Origin of the sequence: Pantoea ananatis PA13 (assembly GCF_000233595.1) — a bacterium.
GTDB lineage: Bacteria > Pseudomonadota > Gammaproteobacteria > Enterobacterales > Enterobacteriaceae > Pantoea > Pantoea ananatis.
This window is the reverse complement of the sequence record NC_017554.1, coordinates 1,575,857-1,591,205: the sequence shown is the minus strand read 5'-3', so window position 1 is coordinate 1,591,205 and position 15,349 is coordinate 1,575,857. Positions and strand designations below refer to the sequence as shown.

Genomic DNA, 15,349 nt, shown 5'->3' with positions numbered 1-15,349 from the left:
AATTGCCGTAGATTATCGCTACGGTGCAAGACACTCACAGGAGAGAACATCCCTTATGCAGCTCCGCTTCGCCCTTCTGCTGCTGTGTAGCTTGCTTACCCTTCCGCTGCACGCTTCCCCGGTTCAGACCAGCTACGCGTTTGCTCAGGTTGGAACGCCAAAGTATGCGCAAGACTTCAGTCACTACGACTATGTGAATCCTGCCGCGCCCAAGGGCGGCAAGATCGTCTTGTCCGTCATTGGCACTTACGACAATTTCAACCGCTATGCCTCACGTGGCAATCCCGGTGCCGGTACCGGGCCCCTGTATGACAGCTTATTCACGACGTCGGACGATGAAACCAGCAGTTATTACCCCCTCATTGCGGAATCTGCTCGTCATCCCGTGGATTTCAGCTGGATGGACGTTACCCTTAATCCCCGCGCCCGGTTCCAGGATGGTTCACCCATTACGGCGGAGGATGTGGCCTTTACCTTCCAAAAGTTTATGACTGAAGGGGTTCCGCAGTTTCGGATATTTTATCGCGGCGTCACGGTCACCGCCCTCAACCGCCAGACCGTGCGTATTAGGTTACCGGCCCCGGATAAAGACCTGATGCTGGGATTGCTGACGCTACCGGTGATCTCCCAAACCTTTTGGCAGACGAGAAAATTTAACGAGCCGCTCAGCCAGCCCCCCTTGTCGAGTGGGCCTTATCGCATCAGTAAGTGGAAGCTGGGCCAGTTTATTGAATTCAGTCGCGTAAACGATTACTGGGCGGCGGATTTGCCGGTTAACCGTGGCCGGTTCAATTTTGATGTAATGCGTTACGACTATTACCTGGACGACAACGTGGCATTTGAGGCATTCAAAGCCGGGGCCTTTGATCTGCGGGAAGAGACGTCGGCAAAGAAATGGGCCACGCAGTATCTGGGGCGTCATTTCGACGATCGACAGATCGTGAAAGAAACCACACCGAATACCGCCTCAATTGATACGCGCTGGCTGGCGCTGAATAATGAAAAAGCCCTGTTTAGCGATCGTCGGGTCCGGCAGGCGATGGCGCTGGCTTTCGATTTTGAATGGATGAATAAAACGCTTTTCTATCAGGCTTTTAAGCGCACAGACAGCTATTTTCAGAATACCCACTATGCCGCACGGGGCCTGCCCGATGCCGCGCAGCTGCGCATTCTGACGCCGTTCGCAGCACAGTTACCGCCTGAAGTCTTCAGTGAAACCTATGTGCCGCCACAAACTGACGGCAGCGGCTACGATCGCACCAACCTGCTCAAGGCAATGTCCCTGCTGAATCAGGCGGGCTGGCACATCAGGAATCAGCGCCTGATTAATGATAAAACCGGGCAGCCCTTTAGCGCAGAGCTGCTGCTGCCCGCAGGCGCAAACAGTGAATGGGCGCTTCCTTATCAACATAATCTGGCGCGGCTGGGTATCACGTTAACGCTACGCCAAATTGACAGCTCGCAGTACCTGCGCCGCCTGCGCAGCGGTGACTATGATATGGTCAGTAATATTTATCATGCGATGCCAACCCCCTCACGCAGTCTGCAGGCCAACTGGCAATCGGACTATATTCAGTCCTCCTGGAACACGGCCAGGGTCAAGGACCCCGTTGTCGATAGCGTTGTGAAACAGATCATCGCCCATCAGGACGATGCGGACGCCTTGCTGCCGTTGGGCCGGGCGCTGGACCGTATTTTACTGTGGAATGCGTATATGATCCCGATGTGGTACAACGCCGAGCAGCGACTTGCCTTTTGGGACAAATTTTCCCATCCTGCGGTTAAACCTGCCTACAGCACAGGTCTGGATAACTGGTGGTATGACGTGAATAAAGCCGGGCGACTGCCGGCCGACAAACGCTGAGGAGAGCCAGGTTGGCAAGTTACTTTTTACGTAGACTATTACTGGTTATTCCTACCTTGTGGGCCATCATTACGCTCAACTTTTTTATTGTACAAATTGCGCCGGGCGGCCCGGTCGATCAGGCGCTGGCGAATATCCAGTTTGGCCAGACCAGCGGGCTGCCTGGCGCGGGCAGCGGTGAAGGCGGCGGCACCCAGGCCAGCCTGCATCGCGTCACGCCAGGGGATAATCAATACCGCGGCGCGCGCGGCCTGGATCCGGAGGTCATCGCAGAAATTGAGCGACGTTACGGCTTCGATAAACCTATCGGGGAGCGCTATCTCACCATGCTGTGGAACTATCTGCGCTTTGACTTTGGCGACAGCCTGTTTCGCAGTGCTTCCGTATTGCAGTTAATCAAACAGAGCCTGCCCGTCTCTGTCAGCCTTGGCCTGTGGAGTACCTTAATTATCTACCTGGTCTCCATCCCGCTGGGCATTAGAAAGGCGGTGCGTAACGGCAGTACCTTTGATGTCTGGAGCAGCACCTTCATCATTATTGGCTACTCCATTCCGGCGTTTCTGTTTGGCATTATGTTGATTGTTCTGTTTGCTGGCGGCAGCTATTTTGACTGGTTTCCCCTGCGCGGTCTGACGTCTCCACAGTTTGATTCGCTGCCCTGGTACGCCAGGGTAACCGATTATCTCTGGCACATTGCGCTACCGGTACTGGCGACGGTGATTGGCGGTTTTGCCACCTTAACTATGCTGACCAAAAATGCATTTCTGGATGAGATTCGCAAACAGTATGTGGTCACCGCCCGGGCTAAAGGCCTCTCAGAGCGGCGCATTCTTTACCATCATGTGTTTCGCAACGCGATGCTGCTGGTGATCGCCAGCTTTCCTGCCACCTTTATCAGCATGTTTTTTACCAGTTCGGTATTGATTGAGGTGATGTTCTCTCTTAATGGCCTGGGCCTGCTGGGTTTTGATGCGACGATCCAGCGCGATTATCCAGTGATGTTTGGCACCCTGTATATTTTCACCCTGATAGGTTTGCTGATGAATATCCTGAGTGATTTGACCTATACCCTGGTGGATCCCCGTATTGATTTTGAGGGCCGGTGATGCGTCTTTCTCCCCTGAATCAGCAGCGCTGGCAGCGCTTTCGTCATCACCGCCGTGGCTACTGGTCGCTTTGGATTTTTCTGTCTGTCTTTATGCTTTCCCTGTGCGCGGAATTCATTGCCAATGATAAACCGCTGCTGGTGCATTATCAGCAGCGCTGGTACGCTCCGCTGTTTTTTAACTATAGCGAAAGCGATTATGGTGGCCCGTTTGCCACGGCAGCGGATTATCAGGATCCCTGGTTGCAACAGCGCATTGAAAATCACGGCTGGGCGCTTTGGGCACCCATCCGTTTCGGTGCCAACAGTATTAATTTTGCTTCTCAGGTGCCCTTCCCTTCGCCGCCCTCCCGGCAGAACTGGCTGGGCACGGATGCCAACGGCGGCGATGTTATGGCGCGTCTGTTATATGGTCTGCGCATTTCACTCCTGTTTGGGGTGCTGCTGACGCTGTTTTCCAGCGTGATTGGGATCGTCATCGGTGCCATACAAGGCTACTTTGGCGGCAAGGTGGACCTGATAGGTCAACGCCTGATTGAGGTCTGGTCCGGGATGCCCTCGCTGTTTTTGCTGATCTTGCTTTCCAGCGTGATTCAGCCCAGCTTCTGGTGGCTGCTGCTGGTTACCGTGCTGTTTGGCTGGATGAGTTTGGTCAGCGTCGTACGTGCCGAATTTCTGCGTACCCGTAACTTTGACTATATTCGGGCCGCGCAGGCGCTGGGCGTCAGTGACGGACGTATTATGCTGCGTCATATCCTGCCCAACGCCATGGTGGCAACCCTGACCTTTCTGCCTTTTATCCTGTGTGGCTCTATCACCACCTTAACCTCGCTGGATTTTCTCGGGTTTGGTCTGCCCATCGGCTCTCCCTCTCTGGGAGAGCTGCTGCTGCAGGGGAAAAATAACCTGCAGGCCCCCTGGCTGGGTTTATCGGGCTTTTTTACGCTGGCGATTCTGCTGTCGCTGCTCATTTTCATTGGCGAAGCCGTGCGCGACGCCTTTGATCCCAGTAAAGGAGTCTGAATGAGCACCCCGCTGCTTGCTGTTAACCATCTCTCCGTCGCCTTTCGTCAGGGCAAACAGCTGTATCAGGTGGTGGACGATGTCTCGCTGCGTATAGAGGCAGGAGAAACCCTGGCCCTGGTGGGCGAATCCGGTTCCGGAAAAAGCGTTACCGCCCTGTCGATCATGCGGCTGCTGCACGCGTCCGCCGTCGCCTATCCTCAGGGCGAAATTCTGCTGGCAGGCGAAGACCTGCTCAAGGCATCGGCGCAGCAACTCCGCGGCCTGCGGGGTAATCAGATGGCGATGATTTTTCAGGAACCCATGGTGTCACTCAACCCTCTGCACAGTATTGAAAAGCAGCTATATGAAGTGCTTTCTCTACATCGCGGCATGCGACGCGAGCCCGCGCGAGCGGAAATCCTGCGCTGCCTCGATCGCGTGGGTATTCGCCAGCCGGCCTCCCGCCTGAACGCTTTTCCACATCAGCTCTCCGGGGGCGAGCGCCAGCGTGTGATGATCGCGATGGCCCTGCTGACCCAGCCGAGGCTGCTGATTGCCGATGAACCGACCACCGCGCTTGATGTCACCGTTCAGGCGCAGATCCTTGGCCTGCTGCGCGAACTGCAACAAGAACTGAATATGGGCATGCTGTTTATTACCCATAACCTGAAGATTGTTCGCCAACTGGCAGACAGCGTCAGCGTGATGCGCTCTGGTCGGGTGGTTGAGCATAACGCCGGCCAGCGCCTGCTAACACAGCCTCAGCACGCCTACACGAAACAGCTGCTGGCGGCCGATCCGGAAGGTCGTGCCGTGCCGCTCCCTGCGGATACGCCGGTTATTCTTAAGGTGGACAACCTGCGCGTCAGTTTTCCCCTGCGTCAGGGCCTGTTTAAACGTAAAACAGGCGAAAAAATTGCAGTAGAGAATCTTAGCTTTAGCCTGAAACGAGGCGAAAGTCTGGGGTTGGTAGGCGAGTCAGGCTCAGGTAAAAGCACCACCGGTATGGCGTTGTTGCGTCTTATTGCCGCTCAGGGGGAGGTCTGGTTTGACAATCAGCCGCTGCATCAGCGGTCGAGAAAAGCGCTGTTGCCGCTGCGACGCCGCATTCAGGTCGTTTTTCAGGATCCTAATTCTGCGCTGAACCCCCGAATGACGGTTCAGCAGATCGTTGCCGAAGGTCTGGCCGTGCATTATCCACACCTGAGTGCCGCACAACAGGACGAACGGGTTAAAGCGGTCATGACCGAGGTCGGGCTGGACGCGGAAAGCCGCCATCGCTATCCAGCTGCGTTTTCCGGCGGTCAGCGTCAGCGAATCGCTATTGCGCGCGCCCTGATTCTTGAACCGGAGCTGCTGATACTGGATGAGCCAACCTCCTCACTCGACCGCTCCGTACAAAAACAGATTCTGACGCTGCTACGGGGATTACAGCAGCAGCGTCAGCTGAGTTATCTGTTTATCAGTCACGATTTGGAAGTGGTGCGATCGCTCTGCCATCAGCTCATCGTACTGCGTCAGGGCGAGGTCGTTGAACAAGGCGACTGTGAGACACTCTTTGCCACACCTGCACAGGCTTATACCCGCGAGCTGCTCGGCTCCGTTTCGCTCAGTGACCGATGAAGGTTTCCGCAATCGCCACGCCTTGATTTTTCAGGCAGCAGTTCGTGGCGCTCTCATCACAACGGCGGATAAAAAGGCAGGGCTGCCCTTCGCACTCAGCGATTTTGCCGTCAACCTGAATGGCGGCCAGCATGTCTTTCAGTTCCCGCAGAATCTCCCATGCCGGAACACCATCATGGCTTATCAGCCGGAGCGCAATAACGTCATGCTCTTCTGAGCCCGCATCGTCGGTTTCAATCACGGCATGACGATCGCTAATCCAGCGAAACCGCTGCGGCAGGCGATGCACAACCGAAAGTTGCAACATAATGATCCCTATCTCCAGAGAATGAAGCGCAATTCACAACCAATGATGTCAGCCTGCAGAGTGGGTAAAGTCTGCTTAACGCGCCGATCCGCAATCGCCCGGTAGAGCAAATTTGCGAGTTAAATCTCACTTTGGGCTATATGTACCGCGTTTAATGATAACTAACAATCATTTTAGTCCCAATACGATTACTTTATTTGCTATTTTTTTTCACAAATAAGAAACATTTTTGACTAAGCGGAAAAAGAGGATGGCAGACGCCCGCTTAGCGGGCGACGGTACGCGGACGTGAGGCGTAGAGAAATAACGAAACGGAGATTGTCGCGCACAGTGCAATGGTTCCCACCATGGGCCAGGCACTGTTGAAGCTGAACAGGGAGAGCAGCGCCCCCGCCAGCGCACCCACGCCAAAACGCAAGGTGCCCGCCAGAGAAGAGGCCGTACCGGCCATATGCGGAAACTCATCAAGGATAACCGCCATAGCATTTGACGACACCATCGACACGCAGCCGATGAACATTGCAATGCCTAATACCAGCGGCAGGAACCCCAGATCGAAAGCGCTGACGATCAACAGCCAGATGCCCATAGCAAACTGCACCAACAATCCGAAGCGAAACAGGACCACGGGGCCAAAACGGCGCACTGCCCGGCTGTTAATCAGCGTCATGATGAACAAAAACACAATATTCAGACCGAAGTAGTAGCCAAAACTCTGCGGTGAAATGTGATTCAGTTCGATGTAAACAAAGGGGCCAGCGTTGAGAAAGGTAAACAGCCCCGCAAACGAGAATCCGCTCGATAACATATAGCTGAACGCGCGCTTGTGGCGAAACAGGATAACGAAGTTACCTAGCGTGGTGCGCAGGTGAAAGTGCTGTCGCTGCTCAGGTTTAAGGGTTTCGCGAATCTGGGTTGCCACCAGCACAGTGGTGATAACCGCCGCTATCGACAGCGTCCAGAAAATGGCGTGCCAGCTCCAGACTAACAGCAGCCAGCCGCCGATGATGGGCGCCAGCAGCGGTGCGATGGTGGTAATCAACATGACGAACGACATCATGCGTGAGAAGTCTTCTTTCGAGTAACTGTCACGCATCAACGCATTGATCACGACGCTGGCCGCCGCTGCCGCCAGACCGTGTAAAAAACGCATCGCAATCAGTTGTTCAATCGACTGCGAAAGTGCGCAGGCTGCCGCTGCGCAGGCAAATATCAGGGTGCCGAGCGTAATCACCGGCTTGCGGCCATAGCTGTCGGCGAGCGGACCGTAGATCAACTGACCGATGGCAAAACCCAGGATATAAAGATTGAGCGTCATCTGAACGCTACCGGCGGACACGGCAAACTGGCGCGCAATTTGTGGCATTGCAGGCAGATACATATCTATCGACAACGGCATCAACATCGCTAACAGGCCGAGGATGACGACCAGCCCCATTGGCGAATTCTTTTCCTTACGCACCAGGTTTCTCGCTATTTTTGTTTAAGTTCATCCGGTAAGCCAATGCTGGCTATCTCTTCTTCCGTTAACAGGCGGTATTCACCCGGTTCCAGCGCCTCGTCCAGCACAATCTCACCAATGCGCTCGCGGTGCAGGCCAACGACCCGGTTACCCACGGCTGCAAACATGCGTTTGACCTGGTGATAGCGGCCTTCGCTCAAGGTCAGCAGCACTTCCGTGGGGGTGATGACCTCAAGCTGAGCGGGTTTAGTCAGGCTTTTTTCATTATGCAGCTGCACCCCGGCGCTGAACTGTGCGGCCGTGTCATCGCTCACCGGCGCTTCCAGCGTTACCCGATAAGTTTTCTCACAATGGTGGCGCGGTGAGGTAATGCGATGTGACCACTGACCGTCGTCCGTCAGCAGGACTAAACCGGTGGTATCAATATCCAGCCGGCCTGCGGCATGCAGCTTAAACGCCATCGGTTCTTCAATGAAATAGACGATGGTGGGATGATCGGGATCGTCCGTTGAGCAGACATAGCCCTGAGGTTTGTTCAGCATAAAGTAGCGCGGCCCGGTCTGCATCTGCAATACATTGCCGTCATACTCAACCTCATGATCGGGCTGGAGTTTGAAAGCGGTGTCGCGCACCACATCACCGTTAACGGTAACACGTTGACCACGGATTTCACGTGCGGCGATGGCACGGCTGATTTCCAGTTGCTGAGAGATGAATTTGTCGAGTCGCATGAATTCGTTTTGCCTGTTACTGCGGAGGGAAACTAAAACGGCATTTTTAACCGTTGAAAAAGTAGGGGAAGTATAGCCTGATCTGCGCCTCGCTGACAGCGCGTTTATTGTGGATTCGTGGCATAATTGCGGCAGGTTTTACAAAAGTGAACAGCATGTCTTTTACCTTACGCCCTTATCAACAGGAAGCGGTCGATGCCACCCTCGCCCACTTCCGTCGTCATCCTGAACCTGCCGTGATCGTTCTGCCCACCGGGGCCGGAAAAAGCCTGGTGATCGCCGAGCTGGCGCGCCTGGCTCGAGGTCGGGTGCTGGTGCTGGCGCACGTCAAAGAGCTGGTGGCGCAAAATCACAGCAAGTATCAGGCTTACGGACTTGAGGCTGACATCTTTGCGGCAGGATTGCAGCGCAAAGAAAGCCAGCGGAAAGTCGTGTTCGGTAGCGTCCAGTCTGTTGCACGTAATCTCAGCCTGTTTGACCGCGCCTTTTCGCTGGTGATTGTAGATGAGTGCCACCGCATTGGTGATGACAAAGCGAGCCAGTATCAGCAAATTTTTAATCACCTGCGCCAGCATAATCCTCAGTTGCGTCTGCTCGGCCTGACCGCAACACCGTTTCGCCTGGGCAAAGGCTGGATCTACCGTTTTCATTATCACGGTATGGTTCGGGGCGACGAGCAGGCCCTGTTTCGCGACTGCATCTATGAACTGCCCCTGCGCTATATGATCAAGCATCAGTTTCTGGTGCCGCCGGAAAGGCTGGATATGCCGGTGGTTCAGTATGATTTCAGCCGCCTCACCGCTCAGGCAAATGGCCTGTTCAGCGAAGCCGACCTGAATCGGGAACTCAAACAGCAGCAGCGGGTGACGCCCCATATTATCCAGCAGATTGTGGAATTTGCCGAGGATCGCCACGGCGTGATGATTTTTGCCGCCACCGTCGAACACGCGCGCGAAATTTTGGGCCTGCTGCCTGAAAACAGCGCGCTGGTGTCGGCAGAAACTCACGCGAAAGATCGGGATGCGCTAATCGCGGCGTTTAAAGCCCAGCAGCTTAAGTTTCTGGTCAACGTTGCGGTGCTAACCACCGGCTTCGATGCGCCGCATGTGGATCTGATCGCGATCCTGCGCCCTACCGAGTCAGTCAGCCTGTATCAACAGATTGTCGGGCGAGGTCTGCGCCTGTCGCCCGGCAAAAAAGACTGCCTGATTCTGGACTATGCCGGTAATCCTCACGATCTGTTTACGCCTGAAGTGGGCGCACCGAAAGGGAAAAGTGACAATCAGCCCGTGCAGGTATTTTGCCCGGCCTGCGGCTTTGCCAATACCTTCTGGGGCAAGGCCACGAGCGATGGCATGGTGATTGAGCACTTTGGCCGGCGTTGTCAGGGCGTACTGGAAGACGACGAAGGCGGGCGCGAGCAGTGTGACTACCGCTTTCGGTTTAAGAACTGCCCGGCGTGCAACGCAGAAAACGACATCGCCGCGCGCCGCTGCCGCGAATGCGACAAGATTCTGGTCGATCCTGACGATATGCTTAAAGCCGCGCTGAAGCTGAAAGATGCGCGCGTTCTGCGCTGCGGCGGCATGACGCTGGAACAGGGCCGCGACGACAAAGGCGAATGGTTGAAAGCCACCTATTTCGATGAAGACGGCACCAGCGTCAGTGAGCGGTTTCGTCTGCAAACGCCCGCACAGCGCAAGGCGTTTGAGCACCTGTTTATGCGCCCGCATCAGCGCGCGCCCGGCGTGCCGCTGGGCTGGCAAACCGCCGCCGATGTGCTGGCCCTCCAGCCTCTTCTGCGCCATCCCGATTTTGTGGTGGCCCGTGCCAAAGGCCAGTTCTGGCAGATTCGCGAAAAGCTGTTTGACTACCAGGGGCGCTTTCGCCGCGCTAACGAACTGCGCTAAGCCTTATTAGCGTTTGCCCCTGTAGGGGATTACCGCTATAATGCCGCCCGCTTTTGCATGTGCATAAGCGGTGTTGAATAACCCTTCTGTTACTGGGTCGCCTGTAGCAGAAATCATAAAGAGACGTATTAATGTTCACTATCAATGCAGTAGAACGTAAAGAGCAGGGTAAGGGTGCGAGCCGCCGCCTGCGCGCAGCAAACCGCTTCCCGGCCATCATTTATGGTGGTTCAGAAGCCGCTGTTGCTATCGACCTCGACCACGACCAGGTGATGAACCTGCAAACCAAGCCAGGCTTCTACGAAGAAGTGCTGACTCTGGTGGTTGACGGTAAAGAAACCAAAGTTAAAGTGCAGGCTGTTCAGCGTCATCCGTTCAAGCCAAAACTGCACCACATCGACTTCGTTCGCGCTTAATCGCCGAATGCGTTGAAAGTAGAAGGGCCGGTTGCGAAACCGGCCCTTTTATTTTGCCTGTTATCCGCCAGAACGCCGGATCGGGCAGATGCTTATTTACTGCTGGTGCGGCGTTGCAGCTGCTCACGCAGGTTAGGCGGTGTTCCTTTGATGGTCAGCGTATCGGTGACCGGATCCCAGAAAATGCGCTCGCCAAGCAACAGGGCATCGAAGTTCAGGGTCAGCCCCCCACCGCTACCGGCAAACTTGGTTAACTGACGTAACGTACTGCGATCTGCCGGGAAATGCTCTTCCAGGTCATAGCCCTGCTCCTGAGTAAAGGCTTCAAACGTCTTTTCACCCAGTGGCGGCAGCTCACCTGATAACGCTTTCAGCGCGATCTCTTCCCCAGCCTGAAGCTGTTCATTACAGTAGCTGTAAACCTGCTGACGATAGTTTTGTCGTTCATTCTTATCCAGATTCGACTCGTCACAATAGTCATCTACCGCCTGTAACAGCCCCCGGTTCTGCGCCTTGGTATCCAGTCCGACTTCCGCCCCCAGAAAATCCATGAAGAAATCAGAAACTTTTCGCCCTACCCGTCCACGCAGGAAGGTGAGGTAGCGCGTCGATTCAGGGCTGGTTTCCCACTCGGTAAGATCGATTCGTGCCACAATATCGGCGTGATTGATATCCAGATAGTGGGTACTGCTGATATCCATCTGTTCGTTGACGCGCATACTCGACTGGCTGTTTAACACCGCCACCAGCAAGTATTCTACCGCCAGATAGCGGTACTGGATAAACAGCACCACGCCGCCTTCGGCGAACGGATATTTTGCCAGTTCATCACGCAGGCGTCCGGTAGCAGCCCGGCTAAAAGCGAGAAAATCATCGTTACCCTTGCGGCAGTTGCGCAGTGCATCTGCCAGTTCGCTTTCAGCATTAAACAGCCCGTAAGCTTTACTTTTTGCACTGTATACACGGTGCAGCTCTTCCACCATCGCCTCGACGGTATTGGTGGCCGGCAGTAACGAATCACGAAGCACCAGCTCTAACTGATTTTCATCACGTTTGATTAACTGGTGCAAGGCAATCTGGTCGATATCCAGACTCATGGTAAACTCTCCTAATAGCACAGGCGCGTATTCAAACACCGCCAGCAGCAGCTTTCAACTCCATGCACAACCGGAACACCGCGCTTTCGATAAATTTGCGGAAAAAAGTGCGCTGTTCCGGTACTATATCGCCTTTTGAGACGAGATAAGTTTTCGCTATGCCACAATCATCCCGTTACAGCGACCAACGCGTTGAACAACTCCTCGCGGAAATGGCGCAGGTTTTGCAAAAAGACCAGGCGCCAACCGACCTTTCCCTGATGGTACTAGGGAACATGGTAACCAATCTGATCAACAGCGATGTTGCTCCCGCGCAACGCCGCTCTCTGGCCCGTTCTTTTGCTGATGCCCTGCAGGCGTCGGTAGACGACAGCGCCCATTAATTCGCTAATCTGACGTCAAACTATGGTAACCAACCGACAGCGCTACCGCGAAAAAGTCTCCCAGATGATTAGCTGGGGACACTGGTTTGCCCTGTTCAATATCTTTTTCGCGCTCATTCTGGGTAGCCGCTATCTGTTGGTTGCCGACTGGCCTGCTTCACTGGCTGGGCGCATTTATGCGTACAGCAGCTGGATTGGTCACTTCAGCTTTATTGTATTTGCCGTTTATCTGCTGATTATCTTCCCGCTGACGTTTGTGGTGATGTCGCAACGTCTGATGCGGGTGATTTCGACGGTGGTCGCCACCGCCGGTTTGACACTGCTGATGGTCGACAGCGCCGTCTTTAACCGTTTCCATTTACACCTTAATCCGGTGGTGTGGGAACTGGTGATTAACCCCGATCAAAGTGAGATGGCGCGCGACTGGCAGCTGATGTTTATCGGCGTGCCGCTCATTTTTCTGGTGGAGATTCTGTTTGCCACCTGGAGCTGGCAGAAGCTGCGTAGCCTGAACCGCCGTTCGTTTGGTAAGCCGCTGGCCGCCCTTTTTATCAGCGCCTTTTTTGCCAGTCATTTGATGTATATCTGGGCGGACGCTAATTTTTATCGCCCAATCACGATGCAACGTGCGAATCTGCCCCTTTCTTATCCGATGACCGCCCGTCGCTTTCTTGAGCGTCACGGCTTGCTGGATGCGCAGGAATATCAGCGCCGTCTGGTGCAGCAAGGCGATCCTGAGGCTGCGGCAGTGCAGTATCCGCTCAGCGATATCACCTTTGCGGACAAAGGCTCACGCGATAACCTGTTGGTCATTACGGTGGATGGTCTGAACAGTGCCAGTGCCGATAACGCCCTGCCGGCGTTGAACCAGTTTGCCAGCCAGAACGTGCGCTTTACCCAGCATTTCAGCGCCGGGGACAACGCAGAAAAAGGCCTGTTTGGCCTGTTCTACGGCATCTCCCCGAGTTATATGAACGGTGTTCTGGCACAGCGGACGCCGTCTGCCCTGCTTACTGCACTGAGCACCCAGGGCTATCAGTTTGGCCTGTTCTCGTCAGAGGGGTTTAGTCAGCCGCTGTATCGTCAGGCGCTGCTGTCCGACTACTCTCTGCCCCCCAGCGAGGAGCAGCCCAATGCCAGCACCGTTTCACAATGGCAAAGCTGGCTGAGTGCCCAAAAAGGCGATGGTACGCCCTGGTTCTCCTGGGTGGCGCTGAACGGCCCAAGGGTGAGCGGTGATAACGACAAAGCACGTCAGCGAAGCTATATGCGGCAGGCTCCTGCCCTCAATGAACAGATTCAGGCCATCCTTACCACACTGCAACAACGTGACTTACTGAAAAACACCGTGGTGGTCATTACCGCTCAGCATGGTGTGGCGCTGGATGGCAATCCGGACAACGAAGGCAATCGCCAGACCTTGCAGGTGCCACTGGTTATTCACTGGCCGGACACGCCCGCGCAGACGGTGACTCGGCTTTCCGATCATCAGGACGTGATGGTGACCCTGATGCAGCGCCTGCTGCATGTGCGCACTAATCCGGTCAACTATGCTCAAGGCGAAGATCTGTTTGCTGCTCAGCGTCGTCATGACTGGGTCACCAGTAGCGAAGATAATAAGCTGGTCATTACCACGCCTAAAATCACGCTGGTGCTGAACAATAACGGCAGCTACCGTGTTTACGACGCCAGTGGAAATGTATTGAAAGATCACAAACCGGAACTCGCGCTCTTGTTGCAGGTGCTCACAGAAGAGAAACGTTTTATCGCTAACTGATTAATAATGAGGCAGTTAGTTGCCTGATCGCTTGCATTCGTGCAGAGAATCAGTAGACTAGCTTTCCAAAGTTCGGCACGTAGCGCAGCCTGGTAGCGCACTGTCATGGGGTGTCAGGGGTCGGAGGTTCAAATCCTCTCGTGCCGACCAAATTCTCCCTTAAAAAACCAACCTTTACGGTTGGTTTTTTATTGCCTGCGATTGGTGAGGGTAAAAAAATGGTAAAACCAGCCATCATTTTGCTGTGATCAGATATCAGAAGCGCGTGGCATGAGACAACGCCGCTTCGCACATCATCGTCCAGTACATTTCTGCCCTCGCGCCCCAAAAACGTCCCACGCCCGCACCCAGCAAAAGCGCAGGCTCTAGCGTCAAGATGCCAAACGGCGTCAACGTCTTTGCCGGAAACGGACCGCGCTTTGTCATTGAAAACAGCGTCATGACAAATTCCCTGCGATATCTACAGGACCACCGGTTTACTGCTACGTATCATGTTATCGTAACCTCAGGATGCCGGAGAGGATCTCAAACGCGAGATCACGTTTGATGATGAGCCTGGCCGTCAACAGGCGACGCCAAAGCCAGCAGTGCAAAGCTGGCAAGCCAGTGGCCGCCGCTGTAATGGCTGCCCACCACGTGAGGGAGACTGGCTGTCAGATGCCGTTCGGCTGCGGCCTGAAGCAACGAGACAGCGGGATGAGCGTTTGGCAATGCAACAGCAAGATGCCTAAAGCACCAGGCTCTGCTGAGATTCAATCCGTCAAGATGTGTGATGGTGGGATCGGTACGATCGCTGACCTCTGCAGGCTGCATCAGCGCGGTCTTACTGGCGATATCAGGTAGAAATGCATCGAACCAGTTGGCGAAGTTAACGGTGACTTTACTCATTAACATGGCTTCCGTTAATGCACCAGAAAGGTATTCGTCCCCACCGGGTTCATAATGTGCTGGATAATCAGTGTCCTCGCGGTAAAAACGTTCTGCGACATTAACGATGACGTTTTCCAGCAAGCTGTCCTCTAAAGTGCGTGCGTAATCCAGTGCTAACATCAGCGCGAAGGCTGAATTGGTATGGGTCCCGACCCGAATAGCGTAGGTCAGCTTACTGAAGTAGTCGATAAAGCGACTGCGAATGTCCTGAGTCAGTGGCTCAAGCCTCTGATACCACTGTGCAGCCTGCGGCAAGGCAGATTTTTTCAGCTCCCCGGATAAGCCAAGCAACCATGCATAACCGTAAGGACGTTCGAACGCCGTGCGAAACGGTACGGTAAAATAAGCACGTTCCTGCGCGATATTTTCTTCAGTAAAATGCGCATGAAAAACAGCAATGATTTCATCACGGCATGACAACGTGGGATAAAGGCTCAGGGCACGGAGCAACAGCCAGTAACCGTGTACCGCAGAGTGCCAGTCGTAGCAGCCATAGAAAACCGGATGCAGTACACGTGGCGACAAGGCATCACTGTCATCAAGCATTAAGTGTACAAGATGACTGGGATATTCCTGGCGCAAATAGGTTAATGGCATCCGGGCAAACGCATCAGTCCAGGATGGCGTTAATTTCATCATCATTCCTTACACGAGAAAGCGTTAACCGTCTCAAGATTCCCCTTACCGCCAGTCAGTGACGGCAGGTTCATTTTTGGCTTAAAACACATGATCGCTGCGG

At 54.4% G+C, this 15,349-nt stretch carries 14 protein-coding genes and 1 tRNA gene; 9 read left to right on the top strand and 6 right to left on the bottom strand.

All coding sequences use genetic code 11. The features are described 5' to 3' along the window. Nucleotides 1-55 precede the first annotated feature (55 nt). The 4 genes from PAGR_RS07520 to yejF are packed head-to-tail and all read left to right on the top strand — an operon-like array spanning nucleotide 56 to nucleotide 5,597. The gene (locus PAGR_RS07520) at nucleotides 56-1,864 is read left to right on the top strand and encodes an extracellular solute-binding protein (protein WP_014605411.1); all 1,809 of its coding nucleotides are present in this window, start codon (nucleotides 56-58) and stop codon (nucleotides 1,862-1,864) included. Between the two features lie 11 nt (nucleotides 1,865-1,875). Then, the gene (locus PAGR_RS07515; RefSeq protein ID WP_014605410.1) at nucleotides 1,876-2,970 is read left to right on the top strand and encodes a microcin C ABC transporter permease YejB; all 1,095 of its coding nucleotides are present in this window, start codon (nucleotides 1,876-1,878) and stop codon (nucleotides 2,968-2,970) included. After that, the gene (locus PAGR_RS07510; RefSeq protein WP_014605409.1) at nucleotides 2,970-3,992 is read left to right on the top strand and encodes an ABC transporter permease; all 1,023 of its coding nucleotides are present in this window, start codon (nucleotides 2,970-2,972) and stop codon (nucleotides 3,990-3,992) included. The genes PAGR_RS07515 and PAGR_RS07510 overlap by 1 nt, the downstream gene beginning before the upstream one ends. Continuing rightward, nucleotides 3,993-5,597: a microcin C ABC transporter ATP-binding protein YejF gene (gene yejF, locus PAGR_RS07505; RefSeq protein ID WP_014605408.1), complete on the top strand. Its 1,605-nt coding sequence runs from the start codon at nucleotides 3,993-3,995 to the stop codon at nucleotides 5,595-5,597. Here yejF and PAGR_RS07500 read toward each other — a convergent pair. From PAGR_RS07500 to rsuA, 3 genes are all read right to left on the bottom strand, one after another. Then, complete coding sequence (locus PAGR_RS07500; RefSeq protein ID WP_013026453.1) at nucleotides 5,584-5,904, bottom strand: YejG family protein; 321 nt, start codon at nucleotides 5,902-5,904, stop codon at nucleotides 5,584-5,586. The two genes, yejF and PAGR_RS07500, sit on opposite strands and share 14 nt — an antisense overlap. A 265-nt stretch (nucleotides 5,905-6,169) precedes the next feature. Next, entirely contained in the window at nucleotides 6,170-7,366 is a 1,197-nt protein-coding gene (locus tag PAGR_RS07495; protein WP_014605407.1) for a Bcr/CflA family multidrug efflux MFS transporter, read from the bottom strand. 11 nt (nucleotides 7,367-7,377) lie between these two features. Continuing rightward, entirely contained in the window at nucleotides 7,378-8,097 is a 720-nt protein-coding gene (gene rsuA / locus PAGR_RS07490) for a 16S rRNA pseudouridine(516) synthase RsuA (protein ID WP_014594134.1), read from the bottom strand. Nucleotides 8,098-8,252: 155 nt separating this feature from the next. Here rsuA and radD point away from each other — a divergent pair, with 155 nt between their 5' ends. Next, nucleotides 8,253-10,007 carry a DNA repair helicase RadD gene (radD, locus tag PAGR_RS07485; protein ID WP_014594135.1) on the top strand — a complete coding sequence of 585 codons (1,755 nt, stop codon included), beginning with the start codon at nucleotides 8,253-8,255 and terminating at the stop codon, nucleotides 10,005-10,007. Nucleotides 10,008-10,138: 131 nt separating this feature from the next. After that, the gene (gene rplY, locus PAGR_RS07480; protein ID WP_013026457.1) at nucleotides 10,139-10,423 is read left to right on the top strand and encodes a 50S ribosomal protein L25; all 285 of its coding nucleotides are present in this window, start codon (nucleotides 10,139-10,141) and stop codon (nucleotides 10,421-10,423) included. 92 nt (nucleotides 10,424-10,515) lie between these two features. Here the strand turns inward: rplY and yejK are convergent, their stop codons facing one another. Then, nucleotides 10,516-11,520: a nucleoid-associated protein YejK gene (yejK, locus tag PAGR_RS07475; RefSeq protein WP_014605406.1), complete on the bottom strand. Its 1,005-nt coding sequence runs from the start codon at nucleotides 11,518-11,520 to the stop codon at nucleotides 10,516-10,518. A 158-nt stretch (nucleotides 11,521-11,678) separates the two neighbouring features. Here yejK and PAGR_RS07470 point away from each other — a divergent pair, with 158 nt between their 5' ends. From PAGR_RS07470 to PAGR_RS07460, 3 genes are all read left to right on the top strand, one after another. Next, a complete protein-coding gene (locus tag PAGR_RS07470) occupies nucleotides 11,679-11,903 on the top strand; it encodes a YejL family protein (protein WP_013026459.1) in 225 nt (74 codons plus the stop codon). Nucleotides 11,904-11,925: 22 nt separating this feature from the next. After that, nucleotides 11,926-13,680 carry an LPS biosynthesis-modulating metalloenzyme YejM gene (gene yejM, locus PAGR_RS07465; protein WP_014605405.1) on the top strand — a complete coding sequence of 585 codons (1,755 nt, stop codon included), beginning with the start codon at nucleotides 11,926-11,928 and terminating at the stop codon, nucleotides 13,678-13,680. A gap of 73 nt (nucleotides 13,681-13,753) precedes the next feature. Then, a tRNA-Pro gene (locus PAGR_RS07460) sits at nucleotides 13,754-13,830 on the top strand. Between the two features lie 105 nt (nucleotides 13,831-13,935). On the opposite strand, the gene PAGR_RS07455 is transcribed toward PAGR_RS07460, so the two are convergent. Together PAGR_RS07455 and PAGR_RS07450 are read right to left on the bottom strand one after the other, a co-directional pair. Further along, nucleotides 13,936-14,121 (bottom strand): hypothetical protein, encoded by a 186-nt coding sequence (locus tag PAGR_RS07455; protein WP_014605404.1) that lies wholly within the window; start codon nucleotides 14,119-14,121, stop codon nucleotides 13,936-13,938. A gap of 96 nt (nucleotides 14,122-14,217) precedes the next feature. Further along, nucleotides 14,218-15,246 carry a DUF2891 domain-containing protein gene (locus PAGR_RS07450; protein WP_042678205.1) on the bottom strand — a complete coding sequence of 343 codons (1,029 nt, stop codon included), beginning with the start codon at nucleotides 15,244-15,246 and terminating at the stop codon, nucleotides 14,218-14,220. Between the last annotated feature and the right edge of the window lie 103 nt (nucleotides 15,247-15,349).